This is a genomic window from Caballeronia insecticola (genome assembly GCF_000402035.1).
Classification (GTDB): Bacteria; Pseudomonadota; Gammaproteobacteria; order Burkholderiales; family Burkholderiaceae; genus Caballeronia; species Caballeronia insecticola.
In genome coordinates this window covers 1,258,088-1,281,936 of record NC_021287.1, presented here as the reverse complement: position 1 = coordinate 1,281,936, position 23,849 = coordinate 1,258,088, and the positions used below count along the sequence as shown (strand labels likewise).

Below are 23,849 nucleotides of genomic sequence, written 5' to 3'. Positions count from 1 at the left end.
CGTCTCTGGCAATTTCCCCAGTTTTTGTCAGCATTGCCACCACTTTTTTGTCGACAATCCTATGCGGCGACGGCACGGCGCCGTGATACGTAGAAGTGGAAGAAACAGACCGTTAGTTGCGATTTGAATGAATAAATAAGGCGCCCATGCGAGCGCCCTGCTCAACCCGTCAAGCCAGATGCGGATAATCGGAAAGCTTCAGACTGAACCCCCGCTCGCTCGAAACGAGGTGCGCCGTCGCGCCGAACGGCAAGGTCAACAGATTCTCGACGTGGCCGAACTGCAAGCCCGTCACCACCGGAATGCCGGTCACGGACCTGACCTGCTCGATCATCGCGTCGAGTGAATAGCCGTTGTCGTAGTCCGATAGCCGTCCGCCCGAGAACTCGCCCATCACGATGGCCTGCTGTCGCCCAAGCACGCCCGCCTGATGCAGCTGATAAATCATCCGCTCGATGCGAAACGGATGCTCGTTCACATCCTCGATATACAGAATGCCGCCCTCCACCGGCGGCAGATACGGCGTGCCGACCAGCGATGCCAGAATCGCCAGATTGCCGCCCCACAGCATGCCGGTGACGTCGATTGACTGGCCTTGCGGCGTCGTGCTCGTGACCGTGAAGCTCGGACGCGAGATGGCGCTCCAGAAATGCTGCATCGTGAAGGCGCTGACCTGCTCCGCGCCGAAATCGCCCGCGAACATCGGGCCGCCGAAGCTCTTCACGCCGCTGTGCGCGAACAGCGCGCACTGGATCGCGGTGAAATCGCTGTGGCCGACGATCGCGATGGGCTGCTCCGCGAGCCTGCGCAAGCCGAGATAGTCGAGCCCGTGCAACAGGCGCGACGCGCCGTAGCCGCCACGCACCGCAAGTACGATGTCCGGCAAGCGCCGCGTCGGGTCCGCGAGACGGTTGAGATCCGCCGCACGCTCGGCGTCCGTGCCGCCGAAGCGCTGGAAACGCCGCCGCGTCGCCTCGACGTTGTCCAGCCGGTGCCCTTCCCGGCGCAGGCGCCCGATGCCGCGCTCGACGGCCGACGGATCCTGCGGATAGCCAGAAGGCGCGACGAGTTCGATAGTGCGTGATTTCACGATGTTGTCGTTGGATTCGTTGTCGGATCGGAAGGGTCGTCGCCGGCCTGCGATGCGTTTTCCCGTGCGCGCCGGGCGTCGCGCTCTTCGCGCGCGAGGCGGCGGCGTTCGGCGAAGAAATTCTTGAGCGCGCGCCCGCAGTCTTCGGCGAGGACGCCGCCGGTGACTGTCGTGTGATGATTGAGTTGCTCGTTGGCAAATACATCGACGACGCTGCCGCATGCGCCCGTTTTTGGGTCGGCCGCGCCATAGACGACGCGCGAGATGCGCGCGTGCATGATCGCGCCCGCGCACATCAGACAGGGCTCGAGCGTCACATAAAGCTCGCAGCCGGGCAAACGATAGTTCTGCAGTTTTTGCGCGGCGTCACGCAGCGCGGCCATTTCCGCGTGCGCGGACGGATCGTGGCCGCGAATCGGATGATTGAAGCCGGTGGCGATGACTTCGTCGCCGAGCACGATCACCGCGCCGACGGGCACTTCGCCCGCGCGGCGCGCGTCTTCGGCGGCGCGTTGCGCGAGCGCCATGAAGCGGCGATCGCGTTCGCTGGAAGGATCGGCGATGGGGGTCGGATCGGGCGCGGCGTCAGGGCTGCGCGCCTCGGGCGCGTCGGAGGCGCCGGACGTTTCGATCACTTCGGTTCGAGCGCAACGCGCGACAGCGCGCGCTCGGAGAGCCGCTCGGCGATGCGCCGGCGATATTCATGCGGCACGCAACCGCCGCCGCGCAACGACTCCAGCGCCATGTCAAGCGCCAGCATGCGCGCCTGCAACTGGCAGCGGGCGGCCGGGTCGGTCACGCGGTCGAACTCTTCCTGCAGCCCGCGCAGGGCCCGCAGTTGTTCGACGGCGGGCGGGACGAAGCCCGCGTTCTTGAGGATTCTATTGGCGACGCGCACTTCCTCGGGTACGAGGACGTCGTCGTCGAAGTGCAGCGGTGCGCCCGCGCCCGGCAAGTGCTTGAACTCGCCACGCGCAGCGGCTTCGTTGATCCGCTGTTCGACCAAAGCATCTAACAATTTCATCGGGGATTACGACCGGCTTTCACCCGCGGACGGGCACGGTCTGTCACGATTTGCGTTGGTTAGCCTGAAGTCGGAAGGAAGCCGGAAAAACACGCTCGGGCGTTGTTCGGCACGTCTCGACAATCCAGTAAGCATTCTAACAGTGGCCGCCGTAACGGTTTCGTCCAAACAAGCCGCCGTCGCCGCGCATCGTCGTATACCGGGCTTATAGGCAACGGTATGCGTCCTTTGCGCAACATCCGTTGACCCTGTCGCAGGAAGTGTGCTTGTACGATGACTTACGCTTCCGGCGCGCGCTCCGTGTGCATGCCGCGCCCGCGCGTGTAGCCTTCGGTCGCGAGCAGCAGGCGGCGCGTGTATTCATGGGCGACGTCTCGCGAGCGCACGGCATCGACATTCAGTTGTTCGACGATTTCACCATTGCGCATCACCGCGATGCGCTGACACAGAAAGCCGATGACCGCGAGGTTATGGCTCACGAGGATCATCGTGAGCCCGCGTTCGCGATGCAGCCGCCGCAGCAGGTTCAGGATCTCCGCCTGCACGGAGACATCGAGCGCGGAGGTCGGCTCGTCAAGCAGCAGCACGCGCGGCTCGACGATCAGCGCACGCGCAATCGACACGCGCTGGCGCTGCCCGCCCGACAACTGATGCGGATAGCGAAAGCGAAACGCTGCGCTCAGGCCGACTTCGGCGAGCGCGTCGAGAATGCGCGCGTCCTGATCGCCGATACCGTTGATCGCGAGCGGCTCGCGCAAGGTCTTGTCGACGGTGAAGCGCGGATGCAGCGCGCCATACGGGTCCTGAAAGACCATCTGCACGTCGCGGCGTGGCGCGCGGGCTGCGTCGTCGGCGCCGATGCGCATCGTGCCGTCCGCGAGCGGCACGAGACCCGCGAGCGCGCGCAGAAGCGTCGACTTGCCGCAGCCCGACTCACCGACGAGCCCGAACACTTCGCCCGCCTCCACGCGCAATGACACGTCGCGCACGGCGTCGAGGTGGCCGGTCTTCGTCCGGAAGCGGATGAGCGCGCGATCGATATCGATCATTGGCCGGCTCCGGTGTCGATGGTTTGCGTGAGCCACGCCGGATCGCGGCGCAGCGTCGGCAACTCGCCGGGCTGAACGTCGAGCGACGGACTCGCCGCAAGCAAGCCGCGCGTATAAGGATGCGTCGCGTGAACGAGATCGCGCGCGGCGCACGTTTCCACGATGCGCCCGCCGTACATCACCGCGACGCGATCGCAGAACGACATCACGAGCGGCAGATCGTGGCTGATGAACACGAGGCCGGTGTCGTGACGTTCGATCATTTCGTCGAGCACGGAGAGCACCTGCATCGACACGAGGACGTCGAGCGCGCTCGTGGGTTCGTCGGCGACCAGCAGACGCGGGCCGGCCGAGACCATCATCGCGATCATCACGCGCTGGCCCATGCCGCCCGACAGTTCGTGCGGATAGGCATCCGCGACGCGCTCCGGATCGCGGATATGCACCGCCGCCAGCGCCGCGACGATGCGCTCGCGCAGCGCGCGCCTACTCTCGTTCGCGCCCTGCCGCACGAACGTCTCGCGCATTTGCTGCGCGACCGTCATCACCGGATTGAGCGAGAACTTCGGGTCCTGCAGGATCATGCTCATGCGCGTGCCGCACAACCGGCGACGTTCTTTCGGGCGCATCGCGAGCAAGTCGCGGCCTTCGAAACGCAGCGCCTTCGCGGACCATTGCGCTTCGGGAGGCAGAAGTCCGAGCAGCGCCCGGCCCGTCAGTGATTTGCCCGAACCCGATTCGCCGACGATACCCAGCCGTTCGCCGCGCCGCAGCGTCAGCGACACGCCGCGCACGGCGGGCGCAAGCGTGCCGTCGTGGCCGGGGAACGCCACGTCGAGTCCGTCGATCTCGGCCAGCGCATCGGACATGTCAGCCTCCGTTACGCGGATCGAAGACGTCGCGCAGACCGTCGCCGAGCAGGTTGAAGGCGAGGCTCACCGCGAGAATCGCGAGGCCGGGAATCGTCGCGACCCACCATGCGTCGAGCAGCACGTTGCGGCCCGACGCCACCATGTAGCCCCACTCCGGACTCGGCGGCTGTGCGCCCAACCCGAGAAAGCCGAGACCCGCGACGGCGAGAATGACGCCGGCCATGTCGAGCGTCGCGCGCACGATCACCGACGACGAACACAGCGGCACGATATAACGCAGCAAAATGCGCAAATGCGATGCGCCCTGCAGCCGCGCGGCGTGAATGTATTCGGCCTGAGCGAGCCGCAGCGATTCCGCGCGCGCGAGCCGCGCATACGGCGGCCACGCGGTGATCGACAGCGCGATGACTGCGTTGAGCACGCCCGGCCCGAGCGCCGCCGCGAACGCGAGCGCCAGCACGATCTTCGGAAACGCCAGCGCGACGTCCGTCACGCGCATCAGCACCGTATCGACGATGCCGCCGCAATAGCCCGCCACCGTGCCCATCAGAAGCCCGACCGGCACCACGAGCACGACGACCAGCAGCGCGATCGCAAGCGTCAGACGCGAGCCGTGCACGAGGCGCGAGAGAATATCGCGGCCCAGCTGATCGGTACCGAACCAATGCGCCGCGTTCGGCGGCGTAAGGCGCTCGGCGAGCACCTGATGCAATGGATCTTGCGCGACGACGAGTGGCCCGACCGCCGCGACCACGACGAGCACAAGCAATATCGCGAGCCCCAGCATGCTGAGCGGATTCGACGAGAAGCGCCGCCAGCGCCGGTACGCGCGGCCGAGCGCGGCCTGCCGCGGCGACGCGGGCGTATCGGTCAGAAGCCACGCGCGCCAGGGCGCTTGCGCGGACTTCATCGGCGTGCTTCCGGCGGGCGATTGCATCGGCAAGCGTTCTCCATGTCAGCGCGCGCGTGGATCGAACACGCGATAGAGCGCATCGGTCAAAAGATTGAGCGCGATAAAGGTCGCGCCGATCACGAGCGTGCTGCCGAGCACCGCGTTCATGTCGGCGTTGAGCAGCGCGCCCGTCAGATACGAGCCGATGCCCGGCCACGCGAACACGATCTCGGTCAGCACCGAACCTTCGAGCAGATAGCTGTACGCGAGCGCGATCACCGTCAAAAGCGGCACGGCGATATTGCCGAACGCGTGCCGCCAGATCACGCGGCGCTCGGGCAGCCCTTTGGCGCGCGCGGTCGTCACGTATTCCTGGCTCAGTTGTTCGAGCATGAACGAACGCGTCATGCGCGACAGATAGGCAATCGAGTAGAAGGCGAGCACGCCCGCCGGCAGCGCGATATGCGAGAACGCGTTCTGGAAGACATCCCATTCGCCGGCGAGCAGCGAATCGACGAGCAGACTGCCCGTGCGCGTATCGACCATGCCGTCGAAAACAGGATCGATGCGGCCCGGTCCCGACACCCAATGCAGCCGCGCATAGAACAGCAGCAGGCCCATCAGCGCGAGCCAGAACACCGGCACGGAACTGCCCGCGAGACCGATCACACGCGCGATGTGATCGACGAGGCGATTGTGCTTCACCGCCGCCGCGACGCCGAGCGGCACGCCGATCGCGATACCGATGAACGTCGAGAGCGTCGCGAGTTCGAGCGTCGCGGGGAAGACGCGGCGAATATCGTCGATGACCGGATTCGCCGTCAGAAGCGAGATGCCGAGATTGCCGTGCAGCACATCGCGCGCGTAGATAAAAAATTGATCGATGAGCGGCTTGTCGAGCCCGAGCCGCAGACGCGCGGCCGCATATGCGCTCGCGGAGGCGCGGTCGCCGAGAATGGCGAGCACGGGATCGATCGGAATCTTGCGCCCGATGAAGAACGTGATTGCGAGCAAACCCGTGAACGTAATGGCGAGCATCGCGAGCCAGCGCGCGAGCGCCAGCGTCACGCGCACGCCGCCGCGCCGTGCGCTCGCGGCGCGCATCCGGTCGATGAGCGTGACCGTGCTCACTGCTTCTTGATGTTGCGATACGACACGAGGTCGTTGATCGGCCCGACTTCGAGACCGCTCACGCCGGGCCGCGCCGCCACTTGCGACACCTTCTGGAACATGATCACGAACGGCGATTTCGCGAGCACTTCGCGCTGCATCTTTTCGTACATCTGCGCGCGCTTTTTCGTGTCGCTTTCGGCGAGCGCCGCGTTGGTGTCCTTCGTCAACTGCGGGATGTCCCACGCGTTGCGCCACGCGAGCATCTTGTAGCTCGATGCATCCGAGTTGTCCGGGTTCCACACGAAGCCCTGCGCGTTGCTGTGCGGATCGATGTAATCCGCCGACCACTCGCCGATATAGATGTCATGCGCGCGCGCCCGATAACGCCCGAGCGTCTGCTTGTTGTCGCTCGGCATGAGCTGCACCTTGATATTCGCGAGCGCCAGATTCGCCTGCACCGCCTGCGCGATCTCGCTGTACGGATAGTCGTTGCGCACGTCCATCTTCACGGTGAAGCCGTTGGCGAGACCCGCTTTCGCGAGCAGCGCCTTTGCCTTCGCGACGTCCTGGTGATACGGGTTTTCGTTCAGCGCGCCGAGAAAGCCTTCAGGCAGGAATGCTTCGTGGACCTTGTACGTCGTGCGGATCACGTTCTTCTGAATGCCCTGATAATCGATCAGCCACTTCATGGCTTCCCAGACTTCGGGCTTCGCAAGATTCGGGTTCTTGTTGTTGAGGCCGAGGTACATCAGCGTGGCCTGCGGCACGGCCGTCGCCTTGATGACGCCGGACTTCGAGAGCGTGTCGAGATCGTCGGGGCTGAGATCGCGCGCGACGTCGATATCGCCGTTCTGGATCATCAGGCGCTGGCTCGCCGCTTCGGTCACGTGACGCAGCACGATGCGCTTCATCGCGAGCGGAATGCGATAACCCTCGAAGCGCTGCAACACGATGCTGTCGTTCGCGGTCCACTTCACGAGCTTGTAGGCGCCCGACCCGGCCTCGTTGGTCTTGAGCCAGTCGTTACCGTAGTCGTTGTTCTTCGCGTGCGATTCGGCCAGCTTGCGATCCACGACCGACGCCGGCCACGAGCCGAGCACGTTCAGCACGAAGGTCGGCGCGTAGCGTTGATCGGTGGTGACGGAGACGGTCGTGTCGTCGATTTTCTTCACGTTTTGCAGCGCGTTAGCCTTCGTCAGGCCGATGCCCGCGAGCACGGCGGCCGCGCCCTTGTCGAGCAGCGCGGTGCGCTGGATCGACCAGGCGACGTCGTCGGCGGTAAGCGGATTGCCCGAATGGAACTTGAGGCCCGGGCGAATTTTGAACGTGAACGTGAGGCCGTCGGGACTCACTGACCACGACTCGGCGACATCGCCGTTGAATTTCGACGGATCTTTCAGATCGACGCGCACGAGACGGTCATACGTGTTGGCGACGTATTCCTCCGGCACGAGTTCGTAGATTTCGCCGGGATCGAGCGTGGTGAATTCGTCGAGCAGCGTCGCCATGACGAACATGTCCTTCGGCGTCGCGGCGCTTGCCGTGTTCGTACCCGCGTTCACCATCAGCGCCGCCGCTGCGAGCATGAGCGCCGTCAATGCCTTTTTCATGTGATGTCGTCCGGTTGAGATCGCTTGGATGTCGCTGTTACATCAGCCGCAGCGGGCCGCTGTCTTCGTTGTCGATCAGAGCAAGTTCGCGCGAGCCTGGCAATTCGTAATGCCACCACTCGCTCTTGATGTGCGTGAAGCCCGCGCCGTGCATCACGCCGAGCAGCAACGTGCGGTTGCGTTGCACGTGTTCCGGCAGGCCGTCATGGAAATGCTCGGATTCGACGACCATCGCATCGAATCCGGTGCCCATGTCGAGTTCGCGGCCGGCGTCATCGACGAGCGTCAGGTCGATTGCCGTGCCGCGGCTGTGGTTCGAGCCGCGCCCGAGTTCGGCGATGAACGTCGGATCGGGCAGAAAGTCCCACAGCACTTTTTGCGCTTGCGGCGGGCGATAGGCGTCGAAGATTTTGAGCGTCATGCCGATGCTGCGCGCGATCGCGACGGCCCGGCGCAACGCGGCTTCGGCGGGCTCCAGCAGCAGGCAGTGCTGGGCCCGGTAGATGGGCTTGCCGGTGAAGTTGCGGTCGGTCGCGTAGACGAGATCGATCTGGACGTGATGGGTTTCGGGCGTGATATGCAGCAGACGGGATTGGGTCATGAGAACGCGTGCGGCTTTGGTATCGGTAGACGAACCTTAACGCGTTAGAAAAATCTGCGAAACCCTTTCCGTCGGGTGATTCCGGCGCTTTAAGACGTGAGCGGCCAGCGGGCGAGCACTTCGTATCGCGATTGACCGAGCAGGCTGCGCACGAGCGCGAACTCGCGCGCGGTCCATTTGACGGGCGCGACGGGCTGGCGCGCGATGCGCCGCTCGTCGTAGAGCAGCGTCACGTGCGGCGTGAAGTGGGGGTGGCGTTTGAGAGGGATGCCGGCGTTGTCGAGGGCGGCGCCGAGGGATTGTTCGAGCGTGGAAAGTGGCTCGGTGACATCGCCTGCGAGAACCAGCGGACGTTTGGCGCGTCGGCCGGAGAAGCTTTCGATGCGGTCGAGGACGATTTCGACCGGCGGAAGCGCGATCTTCGAAGCGGCGGTGCGCGCCCGACCTACGAGGTCGGCGGGGACGCCCGCGAAGGCGCCCAGATAATGCAGCGTGACGTGAAGACGATCGGCGGGCATCGCCCTCGCCTTCAGCTTGTGCTCGACGCGTATACGCGCCGCAAGGTCGCCGATGCATAAGGCGGCGGCATCGTCGGGATAGAGGGCGAAGAAGAGCGAGTCGGTGGGGTGTGAGTGCGAGTGCGATTCACGGTCAGGCCGGGTGTCGGTCATGGGCCTGACTCGCGGTTATCGTAAGCGACGCGGAGGTCACTCCTGCTCCATTAATAATGCGCCTCAAGTCTTACCTCTAAACCTTCCTACAAATTCCGGGCGCTGTGATGCCAAAAACGATAGCATGTTTACGCGGCGGCTGACGAGCGCGCCGCACAGGTGCCATCAAATGCTTGACACCGTCAGCGTGGTGGTTCGCACCGCGTTGATTAACATCAACATGCGCTCCGAGGCACTTCCTAAAAGTGCCCCAATTTCACTTTCGACCACGATTCAAAAAAATGCTATCTGACAACGTCACCACCAATATCATTAGTAGTGCAGATGTTAATTTCCTGCAATCCGGCGTAGGCGGAAGCCCGCGCAGCGTGCAAGATAAAGAGCGCGACTCGTTGTCGTCTCACGACTTCTCAACCGTGCAAGATGCAATTAACGAAGCAGTCAACAGCGGACGACAACTGGTCATTGAGCCGGGTACAGCGATCCCGCAAGTATCGTGGTCTGGCCGCCTAAACTTATTGGCCCCAGGCATAGTGCGATGCGATTACGACGGCACGAAAGGCCCGTGGATGCACGCGGCGGCCGGTGCCGACGAGAGCAATTTGAGCATTGATACTATCGATTTCCAGAATCACGGCGTGGTCGGAATTCAGCTCGATGCGCCATACTGCAAGGTATTCGTTCGACTGGCCAAGAACATGACCGCGCAGGACTATGCGATTGCGGGTCGCCAGGGTGTGGTCGTTTCTCAGGCGGCGGATTGTGACATCGATGTCACTGCGTACAACTTCAGCATGGGCGCGCCGCTAGGCGCCAACGCCGTCCCGCGTGTCGTCACCACAGACGGCGGTTCTAAACGCAATAAAGTGAGAATCAAAGCGTTCAACACGCACACGGTATGGGTTGAGAACGGCGTTGACAATGAAGCCGAGTATGTGATTGCGGACAGCAGTACAGACAACGCCATCTACAATCTCGATGGTTCATCCGGAATGAAGTGCGCGTATCTTCAATATACAAATGGAAAGGACGAGCCATTCGTCCTGGAAGGCAAAAGACCGTGGATCGGCAAAGCCGTATTCGACGGCTGGGGCTTTCCCGGAGTCCAAAACTGCACTAACGCGTCCATCGGCGAAATTGTCGTGCTACCGACACCCGACAACGCCCCTAGCAAATGCGTTCTTCGCACGCGCGATGGAAACACTCAGTCAGATGTGACGATCGGCAGTATCACAGGTTGGCTGACAATCTCGGATATGACCCAGTACGCGATGGGCGCCTTGTTTCAATTTTACGCGGGCGCAATCGATATCAGGGTAGGCCGGATTGACTTGAATGTGAAATGGTCGAATGCATCGGCAACGCCATATTTTATCCTGCATCGATACGGCTCGATTGCCGAATACGGCGACGTTCGCATTTCCTTCGATGACACTGCGGCTCAACCGTCTCAAGCGATGTATTGGCAATTTCCTCCTAGCGCCAAATTCTCGATTGGAAGTTGGAATATGGAGGCCAAAGACTATCCTTGGATCAAGATCAGCAACGTCAACAACACGAATGTTCGCTTACCCGTTGCGCAAGAGATTTTTGGGTCCGTTGCGCAAAACCCGAGCCTTCAGTATCCACAGGCACGGTCGTATTCAGATACCAAATCTCCCACGTCTGGAACGTGGAATCGCGGTGACTATGTTGACAACAAATTCGCTTCTCCCGGTGGATCGCGCGGGTGGAAGTGCACTGCGGCTGGAACGCCCGGGACCTGGAAAGTTGCAGGACAAGTCGGTGTTCAAGTCGGACCGTCCGCGTCGCGTCCCACCGCTACGACTATGGGTGTCGCCGGAAACGCCGACTGGGCGGGCACCATGTTCCTCGATACCACGCTAGCAGCGGCAGGAAAAACCATCATCTGGACGGGATCGTCGTGGGTCGACATGATGGGTAGTCCTGTTTAATTATGCTCGGCACGCCATCGGGTTTATCGATGGCGTGCTGTTCGCCGCGGCGGACTCGCAACTCAAGTTGCTCGATGAAAAAGTTGCCGCCGCAGTTAGATGCGCTGGCTGCCCTGAATTGCCCTAGGCTTTAGTCCGAACCGCAGCGAGTGGGATGCTGCATTGCAAAGCCGCGGACGCGAGGACGCTCAGCTTCGAGTTTTCCCTTGCGTCGCGGCAATTCCGACTGGGTGGTGCGCCAGCCAACGAACCGTCAATCACTCCCACTCAATCGTCGCAGGCGGCTTCCCAGAGATGTCATACACCACCCGATTAATCCCCCGCACTTCATTAATGATCCGATTGCTCACATGCCCGAGCAGATCATGCGGCAGATGCGCCCAATGCGCGGTCATGAAGTCCAGCGTCTGCACCGCGCGCAGCGCGACGACATATTCATACGTCCGGCCATCGCCCATCACGCCGACACTCTTCACCGGCAGGAATACCGCGAACGCCTGACTCGTGAGGTCGTACCACGACTTGCCCGTTTCCTTGTCGATGGTATTGCGCAGCGTCTCGATGAAAATCGCGTCCGCGTGGCGCAGCAGGTCGGCGTATTCGCGCTTCACTTCGCCGAGAATCCGCACGCCCAGACCCGGACCCGGGAACGGATGACGATAGACCATCGCGGGCGGCAATCCGAGCTTCACGCCGAGTTCGCGCACTTCGTCCTTGAAAAGCTCGCGCAGCGGTTCGAGCAGCTTCAGATTCAACGTCTCCGGCAAGCCGCCGACATTGTGATGGCTCTTGATCGTATGCGCGCCCTTCTTGCCCTTGCCCGCCGATTCGATCACGTCCGGATAGATCGTGCCCTGCGCAAGCCATTTGGCATCGGCGAGCTTGTTGGACTCCGCATCGAACACTTCGACGAACTCCGCGCCAATGATCTTTCGCTTAGCCTCAGGATCGGTCACGCCCGCGAGCTTCTGCAGGAACGCCTCGCTCGCATCGACGTGAATCACCTTCACGCCCAGGTGATCCGCAAACGTCGACATCACCTGCTTCGCTTCGTCCTGACGCAGCAAGCCGTGATCGACGAACACGCACGTCAGCTGATCGCCGATCGCGCGATGCAAGAGCGCCGCCGCCACCGACGAATCCACGCCGCCCGACAGGCCGAGAATCACGTGCTCGTTGCCGACCTGCTCGCGAATTTTCTCGACCGCCTCGTCGATGTAATGACCCATCTCCCAGTCGGCCTTCGCGCCGCACAGCCCGAGCACGAAACGCTCGAGCATCGCGCGGCCCTGCACCGTGTGCGTGACTTCCGGATGCCATTGCAGACCGTAGAAGCGACGGTCGTCGTCGGCCATGGCGGCGATCGGGCACGACGGCGTCGAGGCCATCAGCTTGAAACCCGCCGGCAGATCGACAACCTTGTCGCCGTGGCTCATCCACACCTTGAGCATCGAGTCCGACTTCTCGTTTTTGAAGTCCTCGATACCTTCCAGAAAGCCCGTGTGATTCAGCGCCTGCACTTCCGCATAGCCGAATTCGCGCACGTTGCCGAGTTCGACCTTGCCGCCGAGCTGATCGGCCATCGTCTGCATGCCGTAGCAAATGCCGAGCACCGGCACGCCGAGATCGAAGACGATCTGCGGCGCGCGCGGCGACTTCGCCTCGGTGACCGAGTTCGGCCCGCCCGACAAAATGATGCCCTTCGGCGCGAATTCGCGGATGAACGTCTCGTCGACGTCGTACGGATGGATTTCCGAGTAGACGTGCGACTCGCGGATGCGCCGGGCGATCAACTGGGTGACTTGGGAGCCGAAATCGAGAATCAGGATTTTGTCGTGCATGGCTGCGGCCGAAGGCTAAGTGAACGAATGATAGGTGTGCCGCCGGCGCGCAACGGAGCGCCGCCGGGCTGCAAATAACTCACAAATGAATCGCAAATGAATCGACGGCCGGCGCGAGGGCCGACCGTGCTGGTATTTCTTGCCGATGCACGCGCGCCTTCGCGTGCGTTTCCGGCGATGCTCGCCGCCCGCGCGCCGAATGCCCTCGTGCGCGCGTTCAGCGTGGTGCTCCGCTTGCCGCATCGGGCGCCGCACCCGGCGCGACGCGGCCGGTCTGCGGATCGACGCGCCTGCCGGTGACCGGGTCGATCTCCCCGCTGATGACCGGCTCGATGCGCCTTCCCGTGACCGGATCGATCTCGCGGCCGCTCACAGGGTCGAGCGCGCGGCCGGTCACCGGATCGAGTGTGGCGCCCGTCACGGGATCCACCGCGCCGCCATCCAGCGGTCGGCCTGCGGAATCGACTGTACGGCCGCTGACGGGATCGATGGCGGTCACATCAGGCGCACGCGCCGACGGACGCAGCGCCGTATCCGGCGGCGACGCAACTCGGGACGCAGCCGCTACAGGCTCCGCGCGCGTTGTCTCGCGCGTTTTTGCGGCTTTCTTCTCAGCCCGGTCGGCGGCAGCCGCACCCGCGCTCTTCGCCCGTTCGCGCCGCCGCACCGCGGACGAAAGCCTCACGCTGCCCAGTCCGAGCACGAGCAGCACGACGCCCGCGGCCACCGCGCTTTTCTGATCGACGTCCGGCGTACGCAGACCGAGGAGCCAGACCAGCACCACGATGCCGCCGAGCCATTGCACATGCCCCGACACTTTCGCGGCCCGGGCCGTCAACGCGCCGTCGATCGCCGCATGAAACGCGAGCCACGACAAACCGATAAGCGCGATGCCGAGCAACTGCCCGGCAAACGCGGGTTGCACACGGATCGAATCCAGATGCAGCGCGCCGTACAAGCCTGCCCATGGCGTCAGCAGGAACAGCAGGCCGAACGCCAGGAAGATCAGCGCATTGACGACGAGTACGAGCCGCAGCAACGGTTTCATGTTCTATCCGCGTGTTTAAGGAACAACCGGGCGACAATATCAGTCGACGTGATAGTTCGGCGCTTCCTTCGTGATCTGCACGTCATGCACGTGCGACTCGCGCATGCCGGCCGCGGTGATCTGCACGAATTCCGCCTTCTCGTGCATTTCGCTGATGGTGCGGCAACCGCAATAGCCCATGCTCGCCCGCACGCCGCCGACGATCTGGAACAGAATCGCGTTCACCGAGCCCTTGTAGGCAACGCGGCCTTCGATCCCTTCCGGCACCAGCTTGTCGATGTTCGCCGAGTTGTCCTGGAAGTAGCGGTCCGCTGCGCCGTCCTTCATCGCGCCGACCGAGCCCATGCCGCGGTACGACTTATACTGGCGGCCCTGATACAGAAACACGTCGCCCGGCGATTCTTCGGTGCCCGCGAGCATGCTGCCCATCATGACGACGTTCGCGCCTGCCGCGAGCGCCTTGGAGACGTCGCCCGAAAAGCGCACGCCGCCGTCCGCGACGACCGGCACGCCGCTGCCGCGCAGCGCTTCCGACACGTTGGCGATCGCCGTGATCTGTGGCACGCCCACGCCCGCGACGATCCGCGTCGTGCAGATCGAACCCGGGCCGATGCCGACCTTGACCGCGTCCGCGCCGTACTCGACGAGTGCCTTCGCCGCATCCGCCGTCGCGATATTGCCGCCGATGACCTGCACGCGCGGATAGTTCTGCTTGACCCAGCGCACGCGTTCGAGCACGCCCTGGCTATGCCCGTGCGCCGTATCGACGACGATCACGTCAACGCCCGCCGCCGCGAGCAGTTCGACGCGCTCTTCGTTGTCCGGGCCCACGCCGACCGCCGCGCCCACTCGCAGCTTGCCGTCTTCATCCTTGCACGCGTCCGGATTTTCGGTCTGCTTCGTGATGTCTTTCACGGTCATCAGGCCGCGCAGTTCGAACGCTTCGTTGACCACGAGCACGCGTTCCAGGCGATGGCTGTGCATCAGCGCTTTCGCCTCGGCGAGCGGCGTGCCTTCCTTGACCGTCACGAGACGCTCGCGCGGCGTCATGATGTTGCGCACCGGCTCGTCCATCCGCTCTTCGAAACGCAGGTCGCGATTCGTGACGATGCCGATCAACTGCGCGCCTTCCACCACCGGAAAGCCCGAAATGCCGTGCTGCTGCGTGAGCGCGATCACGTCGCGCACGCGCATTTGCGGCGGCACCGTGATCGGGTCGCGCACGACGCCGGACTCGAAGCGCTTCACTTTCGCGACTTCGCGAGCCTGTTCCTTGGCGGTGAGATTCTTGTGGACGATGCCGATGCCGCCCATTTGCGCCATCGCGATGGCGAGCCGGCCTTCGGTGACGGTGTCCATGGCTGCGGACACGAGAGGCATGTTCAGGGAAATATTGCGAGTCAGCTGTGATTTCAAGCTGGTGTCGCGCGGGAGAACGCTGGAGAACGCGGGCACGAGGAGCACGTCATCGAACGTGAGTGCTTTCTGGATCAGACGCATGGCAAATCCTATGGGCGCAAAAGCAGATTATACCGATAGTTCTTCGGGTTTTCACTGTCCGAACAGCAGGTTAGGCCGCGCCGCGGCAAAAATCGGGCCGTCCCTCGCGGCTGCCGCGCCCGCCGGTGCACGTTCTGACAAGACGGCCACAGGAGGCACCGTGCTACGCTTCGCGCCTCATTCGAAACACGGGCCGGGAGTCGGGAGATGCAACGCGGGGTAATGTACGGAATGGCGGCGGGCGCGATCTGGGGCTTCATCTTTCTGGCGCCGCGGCTTCTGCCCGACTTCTCGCCGCTCATGCTGAGCATCGGGCGCTATCTGATGTACGGGGCCGTGTCGCTCGCGGTCGCGCTGCCGATCGCCCGAAGGCTCGCCGCGAAGCTCACGCGCGCCGATTTCGTCGCGCTCGCGAAACTCGCGCTCGTCGGCAACCTGCTCTACTACATGCTGCTGGCAAGCGCCGTGCAACTGGTCGGCGTTGCGCCGTCGTCGCTGATCGTCGGTATCCTGCCCGTGACCGTCACGCTCGCCGGCCGGCGCGATCACGGCGCGGTCGACCTGAAGCGGCTCGCCGGCCCCCTGCTCCTCGTGCTGGCAGGCATCGCGTGCATCAATCTGGATGTGTTCGGCGACCTGCTCTCGTCCTCGGCCAGCCAAGCCGCCGCGACCAGCGTGATGACGCGCATGGCGGGTCTCGCGTGCGCGGTGGGCGCGCTCGCGTCGTGGACCTGGTACGCGGTCGTCAACGCCCGGTATCTGCAGACGAACGATCACTTCGACGGCAACGAGTGGTCCGTCCTGTGGGGCATCGTGACCGGGATGCTCGGCGCGCTGCTCGGCGTCGTCGTGTGGATGCTGCCTGCGGGAACCGTCCAGAACGTGGTACCGGCGGCGCGCTGGCAGCTTTTCTGGATCGTGAGCGTCGCGCTTGCCACCGGAGGTTCTTGGCTCGGCAACATGCTGTGGAACGCGGCGGCGAAGCGCCTGCCGCTCACGCTGGCGGGCCAGATGATCGCCTTCGAGACCCTGTTCGCGCTGCTTTACGCGTTCATCTACGACGGCCGCTGGCCGCGCACGCCCGAAGTGCTCGCGATCGTGCTGCTGCTGGCGGGCGTGAGCTGGTCGGTGCGGCAGCATTCGGTCCGCCCGGCGCCTGCCGCGCGGGAAGCGCCTGCGCACTGAATCACGTCAGCGCGAATCCTTCGACTGCCACTTGCGCCCTTCGATCGAACCCGCGCGCCGCACTTTGTCGACACGACGTTGACGCGCGGCCTTCGGGTCAACCTTCAGCGGACGATAAATCTCAACGCGATCGAACGCCGCGAGCGCCGCATCCAGCGGCTTCGCCTTGCCGAACACGCCGACTTTCTGCGTCTCAAGATCGATCTCGCGATGCGCGCGCAGCACGCCGCTCGCCTCGATCGCCTCGCGCACGGTCGCACCGTCGCGCAGTTCGACCTGTACGAGAAAGCTGGCGCCATCGGCGGCGCCGTAGCAAACGTCGATCTGCATCATGACTTGCCGTAGCGCTGATCCGCGCGCTTCACGAAGGAATCGACGAAGGTGTTGGCGATATGGCTGAACACCGGCCCGATGAGTTTCTCCAGGATCACATTCGAAAATTCGTAGTGCAGCGCGAACTCGATCTTGCACGCGTCGGCGCGCAGCGGCGTGAAGCGCCAGTAGCCGGTGAACTTCTTGAAAGGGCCGCTCAGGAACTCCATATCGATATTGGTCGGCCGCTTCTGCGTGTTGCGCGTCGCGAAATGCTGCTTGATGCCCTTGAAGCTGATGTCGATCTTCGCTTCCATGCCGTTTTCGTCCTGGCGGCCGATTTCGACGCCGCCGCACCAAGGCAGAAAATTGGGGTAGTCGGCGACATCGGTGACGAGGTCGAACATTTCTTCCGCTGAATGGCGGATCAACACGGTTTTTTGTACGTCTGCCATATAGGGCGCAGCGGGTGGCTGGATTGGGCGTCAGCGCGCAAGAGAAAGCGGCACGAGTTCGTTTGCCGCGCGGCGCGCTGCTAAAATCGTGATTTTAAACGAGTTGAGCACTTTCCATTCATGAGCATCATCGACAACAGAAAAGCCTTCTTCGATTACTTCGTCGAAGAACGCTACGAGGCCGGTCTCGTGCTCGAAGGCTGGGAAGTCAAGGCGCTGCGCGCCGGCCGTGGGCAGATCAAGGAAGGCTACGTCGTCATCAAGCAAGGCGAACTCTTTCTGATCGGCACGCACATCAGCCCGTTGCCCGAGGCATCGAAGTTCACCAATCTCGATCCGGTGCGCACGCGCAAGCTGCTGTTGCATCGCGACCAGATCGATAAACTCATCGGCAAGGTCGAACAGCGCGGGCATACGCTCGTGCCGCTCAACTTCCACTACAAGGACGGCCGCGTGAAATGCGAGATCGGACTTGCGAAGGGCAAGAAGCTGCACGACAAACGCGAAACCGAAAAGAAGCGCGACTGGGATCGCGAACGCGCCCGCCTCATGCGCTCGGCGACCAAATAAAAAAAATCGGGGCGCTTTTGAGCGCCCCGATCTCTTTCTGCGTCAGCTCTTCCTGATGACGCCGCCTCCGCCCTCGCCCTTCACGATGCTCAACGCGGACGCAATCATCGAACTCATGTCCGACAGATTGCCTGGCACGATCAGCGTGTTGCCCGTCTTCGCGATATTGCCGAACGCGCCCACATACTGCTCCGCGATCTTCAGGTTGACCGCTTCCATGCCGCCGGCCGTCTGAATGGCCGTGCCGATTTTTTCGATGGCCTGCGCGTTCGCCTCGGCCACCGCAACGATTGCCGATGCCTCGCCCTGCGCCTGATTGATCGCCGCCTGCCGCTCGCCTTCGGACTTCTGGATCGCGGCTTCGCGCGCGCCGACGGCGAGATTGATCTGCTCCTGCTTGCGCCCTTCCGACGCCGCGATCAGCGCGCGCTTCTCACGCTCCGCGGTGATCTGCGCCTGCATCGCGTGCAGAATTTCCTTCGGCGGCGTGAGATCCTTGATCTCGTAGCGCAGCACCTTCACGCCCCAGTTCGACGCGGCTTCATCGAGCGCGTTGACGATACTGTGATTGATGTAATCGCGTTCTTCGAACGTCTTGTCCAACTCCAGCTTGCCGATGACCGAACGCAGCGTGGTTTGCGACAACTGCGTGATCGCGAACACGAAATTGCTCGAACCGTACGACGCCTTCATCGCGTCGGTGACCTGGAAGTACAGCACGCCGTCCACTTGCAACTGGGTGTTGTCGCGCGTGATACAGACCTGGCTCGGCACTTCCAGCGGAATTTCCTTCAGCACGTGCTTGTATGCGACGCGGTCGATGAACGGCAGCACGATCGTGAGCCCCGGCGTGAGCGTCGAGTGATAGCGGCCGAGCCGCTCCAGCACCCATGCGTGCTGCTGCGGCACGATCTTGATGGTCTGCGCCGCGATCACAATGACGATCACGAGCAAAATGGCCCCGACGATACTGATATCCATCTCGCTACTCCTTGCTTGAATTTATTCTTCAGTGCTTCGTTCAACGTTTCGCCGCGACGACGAGCCGGTTTCCGTCGAGCGCGGTGATGCGATACCAGCGCGCGCCTTCGGTTTCACCCGGCGCGAGTTCGACGTCCCATTGCGCGCCCCGATACAGGGTGCGCGCGCGGCCATCGTGCCATTCATCTACCTGCACCGTTGCGCCGATATCGAGGTTCACGCCGGCATCGCGCGAGGCGTCGCGCCGCTTCCAGTTGCCGAAGCGCGAGCGCCGCAAGACCACGACCGCGATCAGCGCGACCAGTGCCGCCGCGCCCAACTGCACATGCGGCATGGCGCCCATCACGTGCGCGATGCCGCCCGCGATGAACCCGAGCGCCACCATCAACAGATAGAACGTGCCGGTGAACAGTTCGAGCACGATCAGCGCGCCCGCCGCCAGCCACCAGAACAGACCGCTCGTCACCATGCTCGCCTCCAAACGAAAACACCCCGGAGGAAGTCCGGGGTGTTTTTATAGCACGCTCGCGCCTTTCCGAAAGCATCCGGAAAGGCGTTGCCGACTTATTTTGACAAGGTCTTCGCCAGTTGCTGCCAGGTGTCGATGATCGTGTCCGGGTTCAGCGACATCGATTCGATGCCCTTCTTCGCGAGCCATTCGGCCAGATCCGGATGATCCGACGGGCCTTGACCGCAAATCCCCACGTACTTGTTCATCCTGAGGCACGTTTCGATCGCGCGTTCCAGCATGAACTTCACCGCTTCGTCGCGTTCGTCGAAGTCCGCGGCGAGCAGTTCCATGCCGGAGTCACGGTCGAGGCCGAGCGTCAATTGAGTCAAATCGTTCGAGCCGATCGAGAAGCCGTCGAAGCGTTCGAGGAACTGTTCGGCGAGAATCGCGTTGGACGGCACTTCGCACATCATGACGAGCTTGAGGTCGTTCTTGCCGCGCTCGAGACCGAACTTCTTCAGCAATTCGACCACGCGATCCGCCTGCTTCAGCGTGCGCACGAACGGCACCATGATCTGCACGTTGTCCAGACCCATTTCCTCGCGCACCTTCTTGAGCGCGATGCATTCCATATGGAACGCTTCGGCGAAGTCGTCCGCGATATAGCGCGATGCGCCGCGGAAACCGAGCATCGGATTCTCTTCGTCCGGCTCGTAGCGCGAACCGCCGATCAGCTTCTTGTACTCGTTCGACTTGAAGTCCGACAGACGCACGATGACGGGCTTCGGATAGAACGCCGCCGCGATCGTCGCGATGCCTTCGGTCAGCTTGTCGACATAGAACGCGCGCGGCGACGCATGACCGCGCGCGACGCTTTCCACGGCCTTCTTCAAGTCGGCGTCGACGTTCGGATACTCCAGAATCGCCTTCGGATGCACGCCGATGTTGTTGTTGATGATGAATTCCAGCCGCGCCAGACCGACACCTGCGTTCGGCAACTGCGAGAAGTCGAACGCGAGCTGCGGATTGCCGACGTTCATCATGATCTTGACGGGAATCGGCGGCAGTTCGCCGCGCTGCACTTCCGTGACTTCGGTTTCGAGCAGGCCGTCGTAGATCTTGCCTTCGTCGCCTTCCGCGCACGACACGGTGACGAGCGCGCCGTCCTTCAGCACGTCGGTGGCGTCGCCGCAGCCGACGACCGCCGGCACGCCCAGTTCGCGCGCGATGATCGCCGCGTGGCAGGTGCGCCCGCCGCGATTCGTCACGATGGCCGACGCGCGCTTCATCACCGGTTCCCAGTTCGGGTCGGTCATGTCGGCGACGAGCACGTCACCCGGCTGCACACGCTCCATTTCCGACGGGTCATGGATCACGCGCACCGGACCCGCGCCGATCTTCTGACCGATCGCGCGGCCGGTGGTGATCACGTTCGACTGGCCCTTCAGCTTGAAGCGCATTTCGGCCTTGCCGGCCGCCTGGCTCTTCACCGTTTCCGGACGCGCCTGGAGAATGAACAGCTTGCCGTCGCGGCCGTCCTTGCCCCACTCGATGTCCATCGGACGCTGATAGTGCTTCTCGATGATCACCGCGTACTTCGCGAGCTCGATCACGTCTTCGTCGGTGATCGAGAAACGGTTGCGCTGTTCGTGCGGCACGTCGACGGTCTTCACGCGGCCCGGCTCGCCCGGCTTCGTGAATTCCATCTTGACGAGCTTCGAGCCGATCGAGCGACGGATGATCGGGTATTTGCCTTGTTCGAGCGTGGTCTTAAAGACGTGGAACTCGTCCGGATTCACGGCGCCCTGCACGACCGTCTCACCGAGACCGTAGCTCGACGTAATGAACACGGTTTCCTTGAAGCCCGATTCCGTGTCGATGGTGAACATGACGCCGGCCGCGCCCACGTCTGAGCGCACCATGCGCTGAACGCCCGCCGACAACGCGACTTCGGCATGAGTGAAACCCTTGTGGACGCGATACGAGATGGCGCGGTCGTTGTAGAGCGACGCGAACACGTGCTTCATGCGATCCAGCACGTCCTCGACGCCGACCACGTTCAGATAGCTTTCCTGCTGGCCCGCGAAGGATGCGTCGGGCAAGTCCTCGGCCGTCGCCGACGAGCGCACGGCGAACGACAGCTCTTCGGGCGAGCTATTCTGGAGAACGTCGAAGCCGCGGCGGATTTCGTCTTCGAGACGCGGCTGCAACGGGGCGTCGACGATCCACTGGCGGATTTCCTTGCCCGCTTCGGCGAGCGATTTCACATCGTCGACGTCGAGCGTCTCGAGCCGCTTCGCGATGCGTTCGGTCAGATCGTTGTGCTGGAGGAAGTCGCGAAAGGCGAGTGCGGTCGTGGCGAAACCCGTCGGCACGCGAACGCCGGCTTCGGAAAGCTGGCTGATCATTTCGCCGAGCGACGCATTCTTGCCACCGACGATTTCCACGTCGGTCATTCGCAACTGCTCGAATGGAACTACATACGCCTGATCCTTTGCGACATCGTTCGCAACATTGACTGCGTTAGTCATACAAGCCCCTAAGGTGGATGGAATTCACGATCGCACGAGTGGGCTCATATGCGACGGCGCTCATTGGAAGCGCGGCCGCATCTCGTACAACCTGTTTGATAAGCCTTCGGGAAACCCGCCACCGGAAACGGTGCGCCAGGCAAAAAGAAGCGGGACGTCTGAAATCTGCTCGAAACCGTGGGTTTTTGCTGCCAAAACCGACGAATGACCGCGATTTGACGAAAATCCGAATCAATTTGTCCGCAATTGCTTATCGAACAGGTTGCCGCTATTCTACCGTGCCGATTCTCAATTTGTTTCGGCAGAGACAGTAATTCCGCGGCAAAATCGAGGTCTTTCACGCCGCAGGGTTCGTCGGCGCACATCGGCTGCGCAATCAATGTAACACAGGACTTTTCTCGCTTCGCGCCCGGCGCCGCGCACACGTTTTATTGCGTATCGCCGCTTGAGCGCACCCGCTCCAACTCGTTCCCACTGGTCTTTTCGCCGATGCCGCCTTCCGTATTCATCGTCTCCGACGGTACCGGGATCACTGCCGAAACCTTCGCGCATTCGATCCTCGCCCAGTTCGATCAAAAGTTTCGCCTCGTGCGCGTGCCTTTCGTCGATTCGGTCGACAAGGCCCATGCGACCGTCGCGAAGATCAACGAGGCCGTCGCGCTCGACGGGCGGCGGCCGATCGTCTTCACGACGCTCGTCGACAGCGCGTCGAACGAAGTCGTCAAGGGCTGCAATGCGCTCGTGCTCGACATGTTCCAGACCTTCATCGAGCCGCTCGAACACGAACTGTCGCTCAAGTCGACGCATGCGATGGGCCGCGTCCACCAGAACGCCGACACCGAGGAATACAAGAACCGCATCGAGGCGATCAACTTTTCGCTCGCCCACGACGACGGCCAGTCCAACCGCAATCTCGCCGATGCCGACGTCATCCTGGTTGGCGTATCGCGCAGCGGCAAAACGCCGACGAGCCTCTATCTGGCCATGCAATACGGCGTGAAGGCCGCGAACTATCCGCTGATTCCGGAAGATTTCGAGCGCGGCAAGCTGCCGACGCCGCTGCTGGAGCATCGGGAAAAGATGTTCGGTCTGTCGATCGATCCGCAGCGGCTCGCCGAGATTCGCAACGAGCGTCGCCCGGGGAGCAAATACGCGGCGCTGGAGAATTGCCGCTACGAGATCAACGAAGCGGAAATGATGATGAAGCGCGAAGGCATCAAGTGGCTTTCGTCGACGCATAAATCGATCGAGGAAATCGCCACGACGATCCTGCAGGAAGTGAAGCCGGAACGGCCTTCCTATTATTGATTCGCGCTCAGGCGCTGCTGGCGGCACTGCTCGAACAGACAGACCGCCGCCGCAGCCGCCACGTTGAGCGACTCCATCCCGCCCGGTTGCGGAATCGTCACCCGATGCGTGACGGCATCGCGCCAGACCTGCGACACGCCCGCCCCTTCGTTGCCGAACACCCACGCCAGCGGCCCCGACAAATCGCAGTCGTAGAGCGCCACCGCGCCGTGCGAGTCCGTGATGGTCACCGGCGCGTCCAGCCGCGCGAGCAGATCGGCGGGCGCGACATCCTCGAAGATATCCAGCAGAAAGTGCGCGCCCATGCCCGAGCGCAGCACCTTCGACGACCACGCGTAAGCCGTGCCCGGCGCGCAGAACACGCGCGTGATGCCCGCCGCCGCCGCGCTGCGCAGAATCGAGCCGACGTTGCCGGCGTCCTGAACGCCGTCGAGGATCACGCAGGTTTCGGCCACGCGCGCGGGCAGTTCGGCGTCGATCTTGTCGACGAGCAGCAGCATGCCCACGCCGTGCACGACGCTCGATAACTGGCCGAACAGCGCGTCCGGCAACACGATGACGCGCTTGTCCTCGATACGCGCGACGATATCGCGCGCTTCCTCGTGCGTGAGCGCGCCTTCGGTGACGACGCAGGTTTCGGGCTGCCCGGCCGCGTCGAGATAAGCGGAGGCCAGATGCAGGCCTTCAAGCAGCGCGTGCGCGCTTCTACGCTGTTGCGCGGTCGAGCCGGCGAGCGCTTTCAGGCGCTTATAGAGCGGGTTGTCCCGCGAAGTGATGGATTTCACGTCGA

23 protein-coding genes are annotated in these 23,849 nt (G+C 62.9%); 4 read left to right on the top strand and 19 right to left on the bottom strand.

The features are described 5' to 3' along the window. Positions 1–169: 169 nt before the first annotated feature. From ldcA to thpR, 10 genes are all read right to left on the bottom strand, one after another. Positions 170–1,093 (bottom strand): muramoyltetrapeptide carboxypeptidase, encoded by a 924-nt coding sequence (gene ldcA / locus BRPE64_RS05910; RefSeq protein ID WP_173405457.1) that lies wholly within the window; start codon positions 1,091–1,093, stop codon positions 170–172. Continuing rightward, a complete protein-coding gene (gene tadA / locus BRPE64_RS05905) occupies positions 1,087–1,725 on the bottom strand; it encodes a tRNA adenosine(34) deaminase TadA (RefSeq protein WP_016345136.1) in 639 nt (212 codons plus the stop codon). Before tadA ends, ldcA begins: the two co-directional genes overlap by 7 nt. Continuing rightward, entirely contained in the window at positions 1,722–2,114 is a 393-nt protein-coding gene (locus BRPE64_RS05900) for a DnaJ family domain-containing protein (RefSeq protein WP_044041293.1), read from the bottom strand. The genes tadA and BRPE64_RS05900 overlap by 4 nt, the downstream gene beginning before the upstream one ends. Positions 2,115–2,392: 278 nt before the next feature. Continuing rightward, the gene (locus tag BRPE64_RS05895) at positions 2,393–3,163 is read right to left on the bottom strand and encodes an ABC transporter ATP-binding protein (RefSeq protein ID WP_016345133.1); all 771 of its coding nucleotides are present in this window, start codon (positions 3,161–3,163) and stop codon (positions 2,393–2,395) included. After that, on the bottom strand, positions 3,160–4,032 hold the full coding sequence (locus tag BRPE64_RS05890; RefSeq protein WP_016345132.1) for an ABC transporter ATP-binding protein: 873 nt from the start codon (positions 4,030–4,032) through the stop codon (positions 3,160–3,162). The genes BRPE64_RS05895 and BRPE64_RS05890 overlap by 4 nt, the downstream gene beginning before the upstream one ends. A gap of 1 nt (position 4,033) precedes the next feature. Then, positions 4,034–4,972 (bottom strand): nickel transporter permease, encoded by a 939-nt coding sequence (gene nikC / locus BRPE64_RS05885; RefSeq protein ID WP_016345131.1) that lies wholly within the window; start codon positions 4,970–4,972, stop codon positions 4,034–4,036. 18 nt (positions 4,973–4,990) lie between these two features. Next, positions 4,991–6,031: an ABC transporter permease gene (locus BRPE64_RS05880; protein ID WP_144063375.1), complete on the bottom strand. Its 1,041-nt coding sequence runs from the start codon at positions 6,029–6,031 to the stop codon at positions 4,991–4,993. A gap of 23 nt (positions 6,032–6,054) precedes the next feature. Beyond that, entirely contained in the window at positions 6,055–7,650 is a 1,596-nt protein-coding gene (locus tag BRPE64_RS05875; RefSeq protein WP_016345129.1) for an ABC transporter substrate-binding protein, read from the bottom strand. A 37-nt stretch (positions 7,651–7,687) separates the two neighbouring features. Continuing rightward, entirely contained in the window at positions 7,688–8,251 is a 564-nt protein-coding gene (gene ddpX / locus BRPE64_RS05870) for a D-alanyl-D-alanine dipeptidase (protein ID WP_016345128.1), read from the bottom strand. A gap of 89 nt (positions 8,252–8,340) precedes the next feature. After that, a complete protein-coding gene (gene thpR, locus BRPE64_RS05865; RefSeq protein ID WP_044041292.1) occupies positions 8,341–8,922 on the bottom strand; it encodes an RNA 2',3'-cyclic phosphodiesterase in 582 nt (193 codons plus the stop codon). Between the two features lie 281 nt (positions 8,923–9,203). On the opposite strand from thpR, the gene BRPE64_RS05860 reads away from it, so the two are divergent. Next, positions 9,204–10,877, top strand: coding sequence for a hypothetical protein (locus BRPE64_RS05860; protein WP_044041291.1), 1,674 nt, complete (start codon positions 9,204–9,206; stop codon positions 10,875–10,877). 257 nt (positions 10,878–11,134) lie between these two features. Here the strand turns inward: BRPE64_RS05860 and guaA are convergent, their stop codons facing one another. The 3 genes from guaA to guaB all read right to left on the bottom strand — a co-directional run bounded on the left by guaA (position 11,135) and on the right by guaB (position 15,266). Further along, positions 11,135–12,718, bottom strand: a complete 1,584-nt coding sequence (gene guaA / locus BRPE64_RS05855) for a glutamine-hydrolyzing GMP synthase (RefSeq protein WP_016345125.1) — start codon at positions 12,716–12,718, stop codon at positions 11,135–11,137. A 217-nt stretch (positions 12,719–12,935) separates the two neighbouring features. Next, positions 12,936–13,766 carry a hypothetical protein gene (locus BRPE64_RS31850; protein WP_016345124.1) on the bottom strand — a complete coding sequence of 277 codons (831 nt, stop codon included), beginning with the start codon at positions 13,764–13,766 and terminating at the stop codon, positions 12,936–12,938. Between the two features lie 39 nt (positions 13,767–13,805). Beyond that, on the bottom strand, positions 13,806–15,266 hold the full coding sequence (gene guaB / locus BRPE64_RS05845; RefSeq protein WP_044041290.1) for an IMP dehydrogenase: 1,461 nt from the start codon (positions 15,264–15,266) through the stop codon (positions 13,806–13,808). A gap of 207 nt (positions 15,267–15,473) precedes the next feature. Here guaB and BRPE64_RS05840 point away from each other — a divergent pair, with 207 nt between their 5' ends. Continuing rightward, positions 15,474–16,451 (top strand): DMT family transporter, encoded by a 978-nt coding sequence (locus tag BRPE64_RS05840; protein WP_044041289.1) that lies wholly within the window; start codon positions 15,474–15,476, stop codon positions 16,449–16,451. Between the two features lie 6 nt (positions 16,452–16,457). Here BRPE64_RS05840 and BRPE64_RS05835 read toward each other — a convergent pair whose 3' ends face one another. Together BRPE64_RS05835 and BRPE64_RS05830 are read right to left on the bottom strand one after the other, a co-directional pair. Then, positions 16,458–16,784, bottom strand: coding sequence for an RnfH family protein (locus BRPE64_RS05835; protein WP_016345121.1), 327 nt, complete (start codon positions 16,782–16,784; stop codon positions 16,458–16,460). Continuing rightward, entirely contained in the window at positions 16,781–17,218 is a 438-nt protein-coding gene (locus tag BRPE64_RS05830; protein WP_016345120.1) for a type II toxin-antitoxin system RatA family toxin, read from the bottom strand. Before BRPE64_RS05830 ends, BRPE64_RS05835 begins: the two co-directional genes overlap by 4 nt. 120 nt (positions 17,219–17,338) lie before the next feature. On the opposite strand from BRPE64_RS05830, the gene smpB reads away from it, so the two are divergent. Continuing rightward, positions 17,339–17,788: an SsrA-binding protein SmpB gene (gene smpB, locus BRPE64_RS05825; RefSeq protein ID WP_016345119.1), complete on the top strand. Its 450-nt coding sequence runs from the start codon at positions 17,339–17,341 to the stop codon at positions 17,786–17,788. Between the two features lie 42 nt (positions 17,789–17,830). Here the strand turns inward: smpB and BRPE64_RS05820 are convergent, their stop codons facing one another. The 3 genes from BRPE64_RS05820 to ppsA all read right to left on the bottom strand — a co-directional run bounded on the left by BRPE64_RS05820 (position 17,831) and on the right by ppsA (position 21,751). Continuing rightward, entirely contained in the window at positions 17,831–18,769 is a 939-nt protein-coding gene (locus BRPE64_RS05820; RefSeq protein WP_016345118.1) for an SPFH domain-containing protein, read from the bottom strand. 40 nt (positions 18,770–18,809) lie between these two features. After that, positions 18,810–19,238 carry an NfeD family protein gene (locus BRPE64_RS05815; protein ID WP_016345117.1) on the bottom strand — a complete coding sequence of 143 codons (429 nt, stop codon included), beginning with the start codon at positions 19,236–19,238 and terminating at the stop codon, positions 18,810–18,812. A gap of 95 nt (positions 19,239–19,333) precedes the next feature. Then, positions 19,334–21,751 (bottom strand): phosphoenolpyruvate synthase, encoded by a 2,418-nt coding sequence (gene ppsA, locus BRPE64_RS05810; protein ID WP_016345116.1) that lies wholly within the window; start codon positions 21,749–21,751, stop codon positions 19,334–19,336. A 489-nt stretch (positions 21,752–22,240) separates the two neighbouring features. On the opposite strand from ppsA, the gene ppsR reads away from it, so the two are divergent. Continuing rightward, positions 22,241–23,059, top strand: a complete 819-nt coding sequence (ppsR, locus tag BRPE64_RS05805) for a posphoenolpyruvate synthetase regulatory kinase/phosphorylase PpsR (protein WP_016345114.1) — start codon at positions 22,241–22,243, stop codon at positions 23,057–23,059. On the opposite strand, the gene BRPE64_RS05800 is transcribed toward ppsR, so the two are convergent. Beyond that, positions 23,053–23,844, bottom strand: a complete 792-nt coding sequence (locus BRPE64_RS05800; RefSeq protein ID WP_016345113.1) for a TrmH family RNA methyltransferase — start codon at positions 23,842–23,844, stop codon at positions 23,053–23,055. The two genes, ppsR and BRPE64_RS05800, sit on opposite strands and share 7 nt — an antisense overlap. Positions 23,845–23,849: the final 5 nt, after the last annotated feature.